The following is a 14,344-nucleotide window of genomic DNA, read 5'->3' as shown; positions in this document are numbered from 1 at the left end:
CTTCTGGATAACTAACTCTAGTTCCCACAGAAAAAACACCTCCACGTTGATGTATTAAGGTTCAATACCCGTTTTTCAACGTAAGGTGTTTTTATTTGTCTCATTTTCTTATGTCAGTGCAGAGGTTTTTTCAATGGCGTTTTTTAGGTTGAAGTATTTTACAAGCATCCCAATGCGCCATGGGACAATCATGGCGAATGCGAGAATCCAGAACATGCCGCCAAGCTCACCGACATTGATTGAGCTGCTTAATATCAATTTTGCAACAAAACGTACAATGAGTAACCCGAAAAGGATGAGTAGGAATGCTTTCGACTTTTTTACGTAGAGTTTATCATCCTTTTCTTCAAAGTTCGTCGTTTTAATTAAGACAATCGAAAAAAGCAGTCCGACGAAAATCGATTCAATGACTTGCGGCCATGGCACTCGAAACTCTTCAAATAAAAACATAAGCGCCCCTGTCGACATGAACAGCGGCGGCAATATGATTTTTTTCGGTGATATCGGCCTTTTCGCAGCTTTTGTGCGGACGATGAATGCAAGTGTACCCATAAATAGAAATAATAATGTTGAGCCGACGATTAAATAGATAGAGGGGATTTCATTAAAAATAAAATCAATGATTTCTTGAAGTTTATACATGCTCGTCCCCCCACTCCACCAATTCATCCATCCGATATTTCAACTGTTCCATCTGAACGAATCTGGCAAATCTTGCTGTTTCCTTTCCTTGTCGAAATAGAAGTACGACAGGAGCGGTGAATAAAGAAAGCTGTCCCGCCATTTCAGGGATTTGTGCCACATTCACCTTATAAAAAGGGAATGGATAGTCCTCTTGAAGACTCGCAACTTGCGGATAAAGCCCTTCACAGACGGAGCAATGATCTGTTTTCACAAACAATAATAGCCGTGGCTCACTCGCCAATATGTTGAGCCATTGTTCAAAGGATGCTATCTCTTTCATCGGCAGTTCCTCCACTTCACAATAAATTACGCCTCCTAGCAATGCTAAGAGGCTCTAGTGTTGATGATTATTAAAACCCTTGGAAATCACCGAAAATTGGGCTAAGCAAACTTGTTAAAAATACGATACCGTCAAAGAACAGCAAAATACCGAATGCAATCATGATATAGCCTCCAATTTTCATGATCAGGTTGCTGTTTCTGCGGATCCATCCAAGTCGTGTAATGAAAAACGACAAGACGAAAAATGGGATTGCGAAGCCGAGTACATACAACATCATATACAGCATACTGGAACTCGGGTTTGCAGCTGCTAGGCCAATAATAGCCCCGATGATTGGTCCCATACAAGGTTGCCATCCGGCAGAAAACGCTAGGCCGATCAAAGCCGTCCCTAAATAGCCGGAAGGACGATTTTTGAATTGCAATCGATGGTCTTTCATTAGAAACTTCGGTGTAAACAACCCGACGACCATCAGTCCGAATAATACGATGAAAATAGCTCCGATTTGTCTAAGCAAGTCTTTGTACTGAACGAAGAAGTTGCCGACAAATGATGTACTGAAGCCTAAAAAGACGAATACGACCGAAAATCCGAGTAAAAAGAATATCGTATGTAGCATGCCATTTCGGTTCATCCGTTTTGAATCCGATTTCAAGTCTTCTATCGACATGCCGGTAATGTATGATATAAATGCCGGATACAATGGCAGGACACAAGGCGAAATGAAACTGAGAAACCCTGCGCCGAATGCTAGAAATATATTTAAATCAGTTGCCATCATTCTCTCCCCTTCTCTCTTCTCCACCCATCGTATCAAATCCCAAGCCGAAATTCGCCTATTTTAACTGTGAACAGTTTTTGAACAATGAAAAGGAGGGTGCGATTAGCCACTCGGAGCTAGTTAAAACGAAAAAACGGTTCGCCGTTGATGGCGAACCGATCGGTTACATGGCGTCTTCCATGAGACCGTTTTGTAGTTGGTACATCATATAATAAAGCCCTTTTTGTGCGAGAAGTTGCTGATGGTTTCCGCGTTCGACGATTTCTCCTTGGTGAAGGACGAGGATGAGCTCCGCATCCTGAATCGTGCTCAACCGGTGGGCGATAGCAATTGTCGTACGGCCCTTTCGCATTTTTTCCAAGCTCGCTTGGATGGCCACTTCCGTTTCTGTATCGATGTTCGCAGTAGCTTCGTCCAGTACGAGGATTTTCGGGTTCGTAGCGATTGTCCGAGCGAACGCGACGAGCTGACGCTGCCCACTTGAGAACGTCGATCCCCGTTCTGTCACTTTCTGTGAATATTTATCTGGAAGTTTCTCTATGAATTCATTCGCCTGCACAAATTCCGCCGCAGCTCGAACTTCTTCTGAGGACATCTCTTTATTATGCAAACGGATATTGCTCTCGATATCCCCATAGAACAAGAACGGATCTTGCAGAACGAGTCCAATTTTTTTCCTTAATTCTGCTTTTGGCAAGTCTTTTAACGAGACTCCGTCAATGAGGATTTCCCCTTGGTCGTACTCATAGAACCTCATGAGCAGGTTGATGATGGAGCTTTTTCCGCTTCCTGTATGACCGACTAATGCAACAGTTTCGCCGGCGTTTGCTGTGAATGAAATGTTCTTTAACACATCATTTTTACCATCGTAGGAAAATGTCACATTACGGAATTCGATTGTGCCTTCCTGGATTTCCTTATGCTTCGTTTCTTGTTGCGCAGGCTCCATATCCGGATCGTCCATCAATTTGAACACACGCGATGCAGAAACGAGCGCCTGTTGGAAGATGGACATCCGCTGCATTACTTGCTGGACAGGTTGGAACAGACGGCCAATGAGCGTCGTGAATGCATAGATGACCCCGACTTCGACTGCACTATCCAATGACATGAATCCGAAATAGCCAAGGACTAAGACGATGGCAAATGCATACAGCAAGTCGATGAATGGCCCTAACAGCACACTATCGAATTTGATGTTACGCATTCCCGCGCGATAATGTCCTTCATTAATATCATCGAACTCACTTGACAATCTATCTTCTTGCCGGAAGGCTTGGATCATGCCCATACCTGATAACGACTCGGCAATTTTGGCATTCAATTGGCTCAACCGCTCCCGGATGTCCTGATAGAAATCAGCACTGTATCTCCGGTAGACGATGATAATTGCCAAGAATAACGGCAAGAGTACCAATGATACAATCGAAAGTTTTACGTCAAGTGAAAAGAGTGCAATATAGACACCGATAATGACGAAAATCGCTTGCAAGAAAGTAACGACGACACTGACAAACATTTCCTTTATCGATTCCGTATCATTCGTCACACGCGACACTATGCTTCCTGCCGGTGTCCTGTCAAAATAGCGCATTCCGAGTCCTTGGACCTTTGTGAACACATCAATCCTCATTTGTTGAATAACCTTCAAGGCAATGTCCTGAAAACGGAGTAGTTGAAAATATGACACAACGACAATGAAAATCTGGAGCCCGATGTATACGAGCGCAAGAGTCATCACTTCGTTTCTCGGGAAGTGAAGCGGCGTCAAGTAATTATCGATGAACGATTGGATGATGAGCGGCCCGACGATGCTTCCCGTTATCGTCAAGACAAGGAAGAACAATGCGATTGAAATGCTTACTTTATGCGGGAGCGCATAACGCATCAGTCGCTTGAATACGATCCATTGGTCCTTCGCTGTCAATTTGGGTTGTTTTTCCATCTGCATCACTCTTCCCCTCCTTGCTCGACGAGCACTTCCAATTGCTGCAAGTCGTACATTTCTTTATATCTTCCGTCCAATGCGAGCAATTCTTCATGTGTACCCGCTTCGACAATTGTCCCTTCATGCATAACGATGATTTTATGGGCATGCTGAATCGCACTTAGACGGTGTGATGTGATGATCGTCGTTTCCCCTGTTCGGGTCTGTTTCAGCGATTCGAGAATCGCTTCTTCGGTTTTGGCATCGACTGCTGATAACGAATCGTCCAAAATGAGCAATTCAGGTTGCATAATAAGAGCACGTGCAATCGATACCCGTTGCTTTTGGCCTCCGGACAATGAAACGCCACGCTCCCCTACAACTGTTTCATAACCTTCCGCAAATCCTGTAATGTCATCGTGGATATGGGCAAGCTGCGCTGCTTCGTAAATTTTCTCCCGATCGATTTTCGGATTCGTGAACGCGATATTTTCCGCGATCGTCGTCGAGAAGAGGAAGTGGTCCTGCGGCACGTAGCCAATTGACTCCCGTAAACGCTGTTGCTTGTATTGCTTGATCGGATGCCCGCCATAGACGATGCTTCCTTTATATCCTTCAAATTCTCTCAACAGCAATTTCAAGATAGCTGTTTTTCCGGAGCCAGTCTTTCCGACAATTCCCAGTGTCTCCCCGCGTTTCAATGTGAAGTGAACGTTATGAAGCGCCGGACTTTCATCGTCAGGGAATTTGAATTCATCGATATCGAAGTGAAGATCGCCTTCCGGACGTCGATCAATTGCTCCTGTAACGTCTTTAATATCAGGAGTGATGGACAACAATTCTGTAATCCGGCTGTACGACGCATTTCCGCGTTCCACGATGTTGAACAGGAACCCGAAAGCGAGCATTGGCCATACAAGCAATCCTAGGTATGTACTGAACGCCACCATGTCTCCGATGGACATATCCCCCGCAATGATGAATTTCGTACCGAAATAGAAAGATAGAATATAAGATACCGCAAAGATACCTGTAATGGTCGGATCAAAAAGAGCATCCACTTTCGCAACCCTCATATTTTTTGCGACGACATCCGTCGATAAATCCGTGAAATCTTCAATATCTTCTTTCTGCTGTCCAAATGTTTTAATTACCTTGATTCCAGAAATGCTTTCCTGTGTCTTATCATTCAGATTGGAGAACGCTTCTTGCGCAAAGCGGAAACGGCGGCGCAGCAATCTCCCATAATAGCTCGTCAGGAAAATCATGAATGGAAACGGAATTAGCGCAATGATTGTCAATTTCCAGTTGATCGTCAACGCCATCGTCAAAATGACGAAGCCTCCCGTGGAAATGGAGTCAACCAGTGTCAAAATTCCCATACCTGCCGTTTGTTGCACGGCATTAATGTCATTTGTCGCGTGGGCCATCAAATCCCCGACCCGTCTTTTTTGATAAAAAGAAGGTGACATCCTTGTAAAGTGATTGAATAATTTTTCACGCATTGTCCGTGATAAAAGAACTGCGGAACCGAAAATCATGACGCGCCAAAAATAGCGTGACACGTACATGAGAATTCCGGCAACTGCCAAGATGACGAGCCATTTTGTCAGTTCGGAAGCTGTTAATGTGGCTTCCGTAATATCGTCGACGATCAAGCCGATGATTTTCGGAGGAAGCAATTGCAATATGGAAACGAACATAAGCGCTGCGATACCGAGTCCATATTGTTTCTTCCTTTGTTTGAAAAACCAGCCAAGCTGCAGTAAGACTTTCACAGTATTCCCCCTCTTTTCTCTATCCTTGAATAGTCTACCAAAAGTCTGAACAATAGAAAAGGTACGAAACTTAAATTATTCGGTTTCTGAAATACTTTTTAGGTGGACAAATGGGATACGGTGTGTTTCACCTTTTTCGGAAACGAGATGAAGGGTCCCTTCCAAGGCATCAATTTTTTTGATGTATCCTTTGCCTTCTGCTACTTTTGCGTCGTTCCAGTACTGTACAGATAGTTGTAATTTCCTTTCCGCTGCTTCGTGGATTTGATAGTTCCATTGTTCAAGTTGCTGTTCGTCGGGCTGTTGTCTTATTTGCAGTCCGTCTTCCTTTTGCCATTCCCGCAGTTGTTCGACATGCTCCGGCAACATCATCGCCGTCCATTTAATTCGTCCTCGGTCACGAATCATCAGATCATCTCCCTTTACGAAATTGTTGATTTCCGCTCCAGGCGGACGCTTTCCGCGGGCGAGCGGTGAGCCTCCTCAGTCGCTTCGCTCCCTCCGGGGTCTCCCCTGTCTCGCTTTCCCGCTGGAGTCGCCGCCTTCCGCTCCAATCAACGGAGCTTACTATAACATCTATTTGTAATGTCCCCCAATCAACTTTGACCGATGGACGGCAGTTCCGGCGTCCGTGTAGGAGACTGCGCGTAGTATAGCTGTGGAGCCGTACTTTTTGCGTAATGAATCCATCGCCTCCCCGAGCTGGCGGTTGCGCCATTTGTGCTGATCGAAAAGGCTGAGCTGCATCGCATATTCATTTTCTAAATTTGCGAGACTGATGGCGATACGGCGTACGGGGCGACCGTCGTGGAATTCGTCGAGAAGCTTTGTGCAAAGCCTGTAAATGGTCATCGTGTCATTTGTTGCTTCGTGCATTGAACGTGAACGTCCGAAGCCTCCTCCGAGCGAGTTTTTTGAATACCCGATGGACAGATGGACTGTCCGTCCCGCCTTTCGCGCTTCCCTCGCCCGCAAGGCGACGTCTTCACACATTTCAAGGATGACGGCAAGGATGTCTTCCCGCTTCGTGTAATCGCGATACAAGATTTGCCCTTTTCCGTAGCTGATCTGGCCTTCGACGAGAGGCGCTCCGAGGTCGGACAAGTCGATGCCATGCGCATGATGGTACAATTGGTTTCCCATGACGCCGAATTTCGTTTCAAGCCGTTCGAGAGGTGTGCGGGCTAAATCGCCTACTGAGAAGATCCCCATGTTGTTCAGCGTCCTTTCAAGCCGGCTGCCGATGCCCCACATGCGGCTGAGCGGCGCTACCGGCCATAGCCTCTTTGGCACGTCTTCATACGTCCAGCGAGCGAAGCCGGTCTTCTTTGCATCCAAGTCGAGGGCGAGTTTTGACATCAGCATATTCGGACCCATGCCACATGCCGATCTTAGTTGAAATTGGTCGACGAGTTCATCCTGTATCCGTTTAACTGTCTCTTCGGGATTGCCCCATAATCGCTCCGTCCCTCCTAAGTCAATGAAGCTTTCATCGACGGAATAGACATGGATTGCCTCCTTCGGCACATAGCGGTTCAAATGGCGCGCGATTTCCATTGAAACATCGATATAAAACTGCATTTTCGGTTCAATGAGCCGTATGGATGGGTCATCGGGAATTTCATATAGCCGCATTCCCGTCTGCACGCCGAATTCCTTTTTCAAGGCAGGAGAAGCGGCGAGGACGATGCCTCCTTTTCGCTCTTTATTGCCGATAATGGCGATAGGTGTATCCATGACATCGAGCCCTTCGATTGCGGCCGCGCAGCTAGCGTAAAAACTCCGCATATCGAGGCATACGATTTTCCGATCCGGTAAATTTTCGTACATACGCATTCCCTCCTGTAAAGAACACTTGTTCTATATAGTATACCCGGAACAAATGTTCATATTCAATGGTTCTTATTGTTAATTAAAAAGCGGAGGGTAGCCGAAATAGCCTGTACAAACGCAAAAAAGCATCCGTCCTATTGGATAGATGCCTCAGAGTGTAGACAAAGTAGGTCTTTGACTTTGTCTACACTCATTAAAGGGAAAAACTGATAAGTCGAGATTTCCTTCAGCCTGATTGAAAACGCTTGTCAAGGAAGACAACCTAAGATCGCCACGTCCTGTGGCAACGGTTGCATGACTCGCCTCCTGCGAGCCCGCGCGAAGTGGAGCGAAGACGCGAATAGAACTTAAGTTCATGAGCGGACGAGCGACACGAGCAACAACGGATGCGAGCGTTTGTCAACAGGCTGAGGCATCCATCCTATTGGATAGATGCCTCTTCATTTCACTCTATTGCCGTATCGCTAAATTAGCCCTAAACATTTATGCATTACCCTGTTGGAAAGTTGGAGAAACGCTTCGGCGTCCTAGGTCGTGAGTGGTTTTTGCATTCTTGGGGTATAGATACTAGCATCTTTAATGGATTATTCATACCTTACAACTCTGTTGACTCTAATGTGGGTAAAGTATCCAAAACAAAGGGTTATGGTCGCGTTCAAACGCTTATAAGGGATTATACCATTGTGGAAGCTAAGACAATTCTTTTAGAACTTTACGAAGAGACCATGCGACAAGTTCGATTACACAAGTTTGTAGGGAAAATCGTATCTATCACTGTAAACTATAGCCGTGATGTTGCTGTTGATAGGTTCAATCGCTCAATGACTGTTCAGGAGCCATTCATGGTTCTGCTTCTCTTGTACGTGCTTGCTCTCTAACTTCCTTATTATCATATGGGAACTTTGTAAAATATACTCACTATGGAACTTCAATCATAATCGCATCCCCTTGGCCACCACCGCTGCAGATAGCGGCAACCCCAATGCCTCCACCTCTTCTTTTTAATTCATGCATTAACGTAATGATAATCCGTGCCCCACTCGCACCTATTGGATGACCGAGTGCAACGGCGCCGCCATTCACATTCACCTTTTCCAAATCTAATCCAACGATTTCTGCGCTTGCCAATGGCACTGCAGCAAAGGCTTCATTAATTTCAAATAAATCAATCTCATCCACGGTCTTGCCTGTTTTTTGCAAAAGTTTATTGATCACGAGACCTGGTGTTTTCGGAAAATCCTTTCCTTCTACCGCGACTTCGGCATGAGCCAAGATAACAGCTTCTGGCTTCATGCTCTCCTTTGCTGCTCTTTCTCCACTCATTAGTACTAAGGCTACTGCACCGTCGTTGACACCTGGCGCATTCCCTGCAGTAATCGTTCCATTCTGGTTAAAAACCGGCTTTAAGGCAGTAAGTTTTTCCAAGGACGTATCTCTTCTTGGTACTTCATCTTTGTCGATGACCACCACCCTACCTTTTCCTTGTGGAATTTCTACTAGTGCAATTTCCTCTGCAAAAATTCCTGTATCAATGGCTGCGAGTGCCCGCTTGTGACTTCTTAACGCCCATTCATCCTGCTTTTTGCGGTTAATGTTCATTTCCGTTGCTGTTTCGTCTCCGTATACTCCCATTCGAACACCGGTAAAGCTGCAGCTTAATCCATCGAGGATCATTAAATCCTTTACCACACCATCACCCATTTTCATGCCCCATCTTGATTTTTCAATTAAGTATGGTGCGTTACTCATGGATTCCATACCACCGGCTACGATGATTTCTTCATCCCCGGCTCGAATGATTTGATCTGCTAATGAAACGCTGCGCATGCCCGATGCACAAACTTTGTTGATGGTTTCTGTCTTTACATCCCAAGGTAAACCTGCTTTTCTAGCCGCTTGCCGGGAGGGAATTTGTCCCTGTCCCCCTTGAAGAACGCATCCCATAATGACTTCGTCCACCTGCTCTGCAGTGACTCCTGCTTTTACCAAAGCAGCTTTAATGGTAACTGCTCCAAGATCTGATGCTGTCATACTGCTCAATCCACCGCCAAATTTTCCAAAAGCTGTCCTCACTCCGCTTACAATTACTGTTTTCATAATAAAAACGTCCTCTCTTTTTATTATCTATCGATTAATTATCTCATTCTAAATGATTGCTTCTACAGAGGAAAGAAAACCCGATTTCTCTGTATATCATCGTGTGGGTTATGGAAATATATCGGGATATCCAATCCATTTTTTGTTATCGAACAATTAATAAGCCATCTTCTTTAGTTGCTACAAGTTTCACAATATTTCATAATACCCTCCAAAAGATACCGAACGGTTTCTTTTAATTGTAAAAAAGACGGCTTTATCGCCGCTCTGTAGCAATCATTGAAATATATTGCCTCAAATTATTTATTCAAATGACATTACGTTCCTATTCTTTACTCACACCACATCTACCAAATTAAAATTCGTACGCTTTAACACGTTTCCAGATCAACTTTTGATTTGGATTCAAGCCGTTATGAATAGTGAGTAAATCTCCTTCAATTGAAGCTAGTCGTGGTTGTAGCTGGCCTAACCAGGTCGGATTCATACTTACCTCCATATGGTGGATTAGCGTACGCTCTTCTTCATTAACATCAAATTTTCCAGCATAAGCCAAATAACCAAGCGCTGCTTCAGCCATTTCTTTGGTCGTCCCTTTAAGCATATCCCTAGATTGATACGGTGCACGACCCTGTTGCATAAGTTGGGCAGACATATAACCCTCCGGATGGTACATGATAAACCCCGTTGCATTTTCTCCTAATTTATTAAAAGTGTTTCCGTTCTGATCTTGATCTTGAAAAGATACCAGTGACCAAACACCAACAATCTGTTCTTTTAATGTTGTCAATCAGAATACCTCCTAAAAAAGTCTATTATAATGTTATGGACTAAAAACTTTTCATAAGTCTATATCTCCGTTTTTATCCATTATGCTTTCGCAACATGAATTGGTCTCCCCAAGATTACCTCAGCAGCTTCCATTGTCATCTCACCTAAAGTTGGGTGAGCGTGGATTGTTAATGCGATATCTTCTGTAGTCATACCTGATTCGATTGCAAGACCCAATTCAGCAATCATTTCAGATGCACCAGATCCTACGATTTGAGCACCGATTAATAAGCCATCTTCTTTACGTGCAACAAGTTTCACAAAACCATCTGATGCGTTTAAAGCTAATGCACGACCGTTTGCCGCGAATGGAAATTTTGTAGCTTTCACTTCGATACTTTCTGCTTTTGCTTGCTCTTCATTGTAACCAACAGTGGCAAGTTCTGGATCTGTGAAGCATACAGCTGGGATTGCTAAGTAATCTACACTTGATTTTTCACCAGCGATTGCTTCTGCTGCTACTTTACCTTCATATGAAGCTTTATGCGCAAGTTGTGGACCAGATACGATATCACCAATTGCATAAATGTTTGGTACTGAAGTACGGCATTGTACGTCTACTTTTAATAAACCGCGTTCTGCGAATTCGATGCCTGCTGCTTCAAGACCCATTTCATCTGTATTTGGAAGACGACCTACAGTTACTAATACATAATTAGCTTCAACTGTTTTTTCTTCTCCGCCTGTTTCATACGTTAATACTACGCTGTTATCAAATTCTTTTACACCTTTAGCTGCTGCGCCAACAATGACCTCTACACCCTTTTTCTTTAAGCCTTTTTTCACAACTTGTGTCATTTGCTTTTCGAAACCGGCTAAGATATCTTTGCCACCTTCAATGATTGTGACGTGAGAACCTAAGTTAGCATAAGCAGAACCTAGCTCAGTACCGATGTAACCACCACCGATAACAACTAACTTTTCTGGTACTTCTGGTAAAGAAAGTGCATCAGTTGAGTTGATTACGCGTTCAGTGAATTTGAATGCTGGAATTTCAACTGGACGAGAACCTGTTGCAAGTATTGCATTTTTGAATGTGTAGGTTTGTGCGCTATCTCCAGCGATTACACGTACAGTGTTTGCATCTAGGAAGTATGCTTCACCGTTCACGATGTCTATTTTATTGCCTTTTAATAGACTTCCAACACCGCCTACTAATCTAGATACTACGCCGTTTTTGAATTCTTGCACTTTTCTCCAGTCGAGTTTTACTTCTTGTGCAACAACACCCATATCATCTGAATGCTTTGCTTGCTCAAAACGATGACCCACTGAGATCAGCACTTTTGATGGGATACAACCCACATTTGAGCAAACTCCTCCTAAATACTCCCTCTCTACAATTGTTACATTTTGACCCATTTGAGAAGCGCGAATTGCCGCCACATATCCTCCTGGACCTGCACCAATCACAAGTGTATCAATATACTTCATTTCCTATATCCCCCTCACTGTTTGCTATAAATTGAAAAACGTTATTCCAAAAATATTTATCTTTCACACAATTATGGTGACCTTTTGTTACAACTTTAATTACTTGTTTAAAGTTACTATCACTTAATAGGACATCCACATTTGAAATCGGCACTTTCTTATCCAGAATAGAGTGTATGGCAAGAGCTGGGGACTTTTGGTTTTTCAATATTTTTTCTAGATGCCATTCTCTTCTAGCTTTTAAAAAAACACCTCCTCGTAATAAAAACCAACTGATAAATAGCCAACCAAAAGGAATATAAGGCAGTTTTACATTTTCAGCCATCGATTTGCCAATACTATTTAATGATGTTGGCATTGAATCGGTAATAAGTGCTTGTAACCTCGAATCTGTGGAGTTCACAATACTTGCAGCTATTCCTCCCATTGAATGCCCTAAAACATAGATTGCACGACTATTAATATCTGGCCTCTCCCCCACATAATCAATCGTTGTTGTTATACTTTGGACAAACGTTTCAATACTCACTTGTTTTTGTATTAAATCACTTTGCCCATGACCAAGAACATCCACAATTATTACGTCATAATCGCTAGCTACAAGGGGATCAACATACCGTAACATGTCTGATTTTGTAGAGCTCCATCCGTGCACCAGTAGAAAGCAACCTCTTGCCTTCTCACTTTTTATAAGCCATCCTCGAATTGTCCCAATGCCAAGCTCAATTTCAATGTTTTCATAAGTCGAATTCGGGTATTTTTTATCCTCTTTTAGTTTCGGTGTGAAAATAAAACGAATGATATAGCTCCTCAAAAACAAGATAATTACTATGAAAGCAATGAATATTAAATATTCCATAATACCCTCCTGAAGATACCGAACGGTCTCTTTTTAATTGAAAAAAAGACGGCTTTATCGCCGCTCTGTAGCAATCATTGAAATATATTGCCTCAAATTATTTATAATGATCTTAGTTAATTGCCCATCTTTCTTTAATCTGTCTAATACGAGTCCACCCTCAAGTGTTGAAACGATATATATCGCAGTGTCGTATGGCTGTAATGATTGCTTCAACTCCTGATGCCTAATACCATCCTCAATAATTTTCACCATCCATTTTATCAACATATCCATTGCTTCATTAATTGATGGCAGTAACGCACTTCCTTCTAAATCATCCATTTCTATGGCTGCGTTAAAAATAGGACACCCACCTACAATCGGTTCCCCTTCACTTAATTGTAAAAAGGCCTCCACAAATGCGATTAATTTATCCATTGCATGCTCGTGTTGTGAAACACTCGTCACTAAATGATTTCGCATTATTTCAGTAGAAAAATGAAAAGACTCGACCATCAACTGCTCTTTATCCTTAAAGTGTCGATATATCCCCCCTTTTTGAATATTTGTTTCCTGAATAATCTCACTCATCGTTGTTGTCATGTAACCTTTTCTGTTAAATATCGTAGCGGATTTTCGAATAATATTACGTCTAGTTAACTCTCCTTTTTTCATTTACATCCTCCAAAAGATACCATCCAGTCTCTTTTAATATGAAGGAAGTCAGATACAAAGTCAAGAGCCCTTTTAACAAAAATTAAATTTAGCCGTTTTCCTACAATGTACATTGGCAATGGTGTTTTCTCGAGTGTAGCGAACGCCATCTTCCCGAAGTTTGGATAGACCTGTGTAAACTCCGGAAAGTGGAGGGCCCCATAGCCGCTCCGTCCCTCCTAAGTCAATGAAGATTTCGTCGACGGAATATTCATATTAAAAATGGTTCTTATTACTAATTAAAAGCAGAGGGCGCCAGTAAAAAAGCAAAAAAGGCATCCATCCCATTCAAGGATAGATGCCTCTTCATTTCATTCTACTGCCATATTACTAACTTCCTTCGGTAAGTTGAAATCCTCGATGTCGTTGAAATAACTGTATGTGGAGTTCAACTTTTGGCGGGATCGGTAAGAGTTCCCATCTCTGTAATTTCTCATATCCGATGACAACTTGAAGCTCGTCACGTACGATGTGCTTTTATTGAACGTAATTGCTACATCCATTTTATCAACGATGGTGAACCCGTCTTCACGCGGTCCGAAGTCCGGGAAAATCTCCTTAAAACGCTTGACCCCATCGCGGTCCAACGTCAAGTTCAATGCATATCCGTACTCGATCGGCTTCAGGATAAATTCGTCCTCGAATTCTTTGAACTTGGACAAATCAAGAATCGGGTATGCTACAGATGCTAATGAACCATATAGTTCTTCAATCGAACCGGACTGCAATTCTTCCCATTCGTTTTGACGTTCATCGTTTGTAAACACCTGATCTCCCACCTGGTACACATCCATATTCCAAGCTTTCACGCCACGCGGAATGACATTCGATTGAATATGAATCTTTTTCGGGTCAAGGAAGGCTTCGACCTTCATATCGAATTTCACGCCGGCTTTCTCCGGATTTTCAATATCGCCGTCATAAACTGTCACCGCATAATCATCAAAGACAATTTGCGAGCGGACAGCTTTCAATGAGTTGTCCATCGCTTCCTGTGATTTGTCCAACAAATCTCCAGCAGTCATTTTCTTTTGAGCCTCTTCCGAACTGCTGCAAGCGGCTAATAGAAGAACGAACGCACCGACAGCAAGGGCACTAATTATTTTTTTCACATGTAAACTTCCTCTCTACGAAACCTACG

At 43.3% G+C, this 14,344-nt stretch carries 14 protein-coding genes; 1 reads left to right on the top strand and 13 read right to left on the bottom strand.

Going from position 1 to position 14,344, the window contains the following annotated elements:
- Positions 1-108 precede the first annotated feature (108 nt).
- The 7 genes from MHZ92_RS03065 to MHZ92_RS03035 all read right to left on the bottom strand — a co-directional run bounded on the left by MHZ92_RS03065 (position 109) and on the right by MHZ92_RS03035 (position 7,283).
- Positions 109-642 (bottom strand): CcdC family protein, encoded by a 534-nt coding sequence (locus MHZ92_RS03065; protein ID WP_239430044.1) that lies wholly within the window; start codon positions 640-642, stop codon positions 109-111.
- Positions 635-964: a thioredoxin family protein gene (locus MHZ92_RS03060; RefSeq protein ID WP_239430043.1), complete on the bottom strand. Its 330-nt coding sequence runs from the start codon at positions 962-964 to the stop codon at positions 635-637. Before MHZ92_RS03060 ends, MHZ92_RS03065 begins: the two co-directional genes overlap by 8 nt.
- A 70-nt stretch (positions 965-1,034) precedes the next feature.
- Positions 1,035-1,745 (bottom strand): cytochrome c biogenesis CcdA family protein, encoded by a 711-nt coding sequence (locus tag MHZ92_RS03055; RefSeq protein WP_239430042.1) that lies wholly within the window; start codon positions 1,743-1,745, stop codon positions 1,035-1,037.
- A gap of 166 nt (positions 1,746-1,911) precedes the next feature.
- Positions 1,912-3,693, bottom strand: coding sequence for an ABC transporter ATP-binding protein (locus MHZ92_RS03050; protein WP_239430080.1), 1,782 nt, complete (start codon positions 3,691-3,693; stop codon positions 1,912-1,914).
- Between the two features lie 5 nt (positions 3,694-3,698).
- Positions 3,699-5,453, bottom strand: coding sequence for an ABC transporter ATP-binding protein (locus MHZ92_RS03045; RefSeq protein ID WP_239430041.1), 1,755 nt, complete (start codon positions 5,451-5,453; stop codon positions 3,699-3,701).
- Positions 5,454-5,528: 75 nt separating this feature from the next.
- Positions 5,529-5,861 (bottom strand): YolD-like family protein, encoded by a 333-nt coding sequence (locus MHZ92_RS03040; RefSeq protein ID WP_239430040.1) that lies wholly within the window; start codon positions 5,859-5,861, stop codon positions 5,529-5,531.
- 168 nt (positions 5,862-6,029) lie between these two features.
- Positions 6,030-7,283 (bottom strand): Y-family DNA polymerase, encoded by a 1,254-nt coding sequence (locus tag MHZ92_RS03035; protein WP_239430039.1) that lies wholly within the window; start codon positions 7,281-7,283, stop codon positions 6,030-6,032.
- A 488-nt stretch (positions 7,284-7,771) separates the two neighbouring features.
- Here MHZ92_RS03035 and MHZ92_RS21545 point away from each other — a divergent pair, with 488 nt between their 5' ends.
- A complete protein-coding gene (locus MHZ92_RS21545; RefSeq protein WP_370644598.1) occupies positions 7,772-8,164 on the top strand; it encodes a DinB/UmuC family translesion DNA polymerase in 393 nt (130 codons plus the stop codon).
- Between the two features lie 40 nt (positions 8,165-8,204).
- Here the strand turns inward: MHZ92_RS21545 and MHZ92_RS03030 are convergent, their stop codons facing one another.
- The 6 genes from MHZ92_RS03030 to MHZ92_RS03005 all read right to left on the bottom strand — a co-directional run bounded on the left by MHZ92_RS03030 (position 8,205) and on the right by MHZ92_RS03005 (position 14,315).
- Complete coding sequence (locus tag MHZ92_RS03030; protein ID WP_239430079.1) at positions 8,205-9,386, bottom strand: acetyl-CoA C-acetyltransferase; 1,182 nt, start codon at positions 9,384-9,386, stop codon at positions 8,205-8,207.
- Positions 9,387-9,738: 352 nt separating this feature from the next.
- Positions 9,739-10,173: a lipocalin-like domain-containing protein gene (locus tag MHZ92_RS03025; protein ID WP_239430038.1), complete on the bottom strand. Its 435-nt coding sequence runs from the start codon at positions 10,171-10,173 to the stop codon at positions 9,739-9,741.
- Positions 10,174-10,253: 80 nt separating this feature from the next.
- On the bottom strand, positions 10,254-11,648 hold the full coding sequence (lpdA, locus tag MHZ92_RS03020; protein WP_239430037.1) for a dihydrolipoyl dehydrogenase: 1,395 nt from the start codon (positions 11,646-11,648) through the stop codon (positions 10,254-10,256).
- Positions 11,635-12,507 (bottom strand): alpha/beta hydrolase, encoded by an 873-nt coding sequence (locus tag MHZ92_RS03015; RefSeq protein ID WP_239430036.1) that lies wholly within the window; start codon positions 12,505-12,507, stop codon positions 11,635-11,637. The genes lpdA and MHZ92_RS03015 overlap by 14 nt, the downstream gene beginning before the upstream one ends.
- A gap of 54 nt (positions 12,508-12,561) precedes the next feature.
- Positions 12,562-13,164 (bottom strand): TetR/AcrR family transcriptional regulator, encoded by a 603-nt coding sequence (locus MHZ92_RS03010; RefSeq protein WP_239430035.1) that lies wholly within the window; start codon positions 13,162-13,164, stop codon positions 12,562-12,564.
- 350 nt (positions 13,165-13,514) lie between these two features.
- On the bottom strand, positions 13,515-14,315 hold the full coding sequence (locus MHZ92_RS03005; protein WP_239430034.1) for a DUF6612 family protein: 801 nt from the start codon (positions 14,313-14,315) through the stop codon (positions 13,515-13,517).
- Between the last annotated feature and the right edge of the window lie 29 nt (positions 14,316-14,344).

The sequence above is a fragment of the Sporosarcina sp. ACRSL genome (genome assembly GCF_022346605.1).
In the GTDB taxonomy this organism is placed as follows: domain Bacteria; phylum Bacillota; class Bacilli; order Bacillales_A; family Planococcaceae; genus Sporosarcina.
Note: the sequence above shows the minus strand (reverse complement) of the source record. Positions and strands in the feature narration are given on the sequence as shown.

Bases quoted from the DNA above. Each gene is read 5' to 3' on its own strand.
- MHZ92_RS03065 (WP_239430044.1), bottom strand. From the start codon at position 642: ATGTATAAACTTCAAGAAATCATTGATTTTATTTTTAATGAAATCCCC.
- MHZ92_RS03060 (WP_239430043.1), bottom strand. From the start codon at position 964: ATGAAAGAGATAGCATCCTTTGAACAATGGCTCAACATATTGGCGAGT.
- MHZ92_RS03055 (WP_239430042.1), bottom strand. From the start codon at position 1,745: ATGGCAACTGATTTAAATATATTTCTAGCATTCGGCGCAGGGTTTCTC.
- MHZ92_RS03050 (WP_239430080.1), bottom strand. From the start codon at position 3,693: ATGGAAAAACAACCCAAATTGACAGCGAAGGACCAATGGATCGTATTC.
- MHZ92_RS03040 (WP_239430040.1), bottom strand. From the start codon at position 5,861: ATGATTCGTGACCGAGGACGAATTAAATGGACGGCGATGATGTTGCCG.
- MHZ92_RS03035 (WP_239430039.1), bottom strand. From the start codon at position 7,283: ATGTACGAAAATTTACCGGATCGGAAAATCGTATGCCTCGATATGCGG.
- MHZ92_RS21545 (WP_370644598.1), top strand. From the start codon at position 7,772: ATGCATTACCCTGTTGGAAAGTTGGAGAAACGCTTCGGCGTCCTAGGT.
- lpdA (WP_239430037.1), bottom strand. From the start codon at position 11,648: ATGAAGTATATTGATACACTTGTGATTGGTGCAGGTCCAGGAGGATAT.
- MHZ92_RS03015 (WP_239430036.1), bottom strand. From the start codon at position 12,507: ATGGAATATTTAATATTCATTGCTTTCATAGTAATTATCTTGTTTTTG.
- MHZ92_RS03010 (WP_239430035.1), bottom strand. From the start codon at position 13,164: ATGAAAAAAGGAGAGTTAACTAGACGTAATATTATTCGAAAATCCGCT.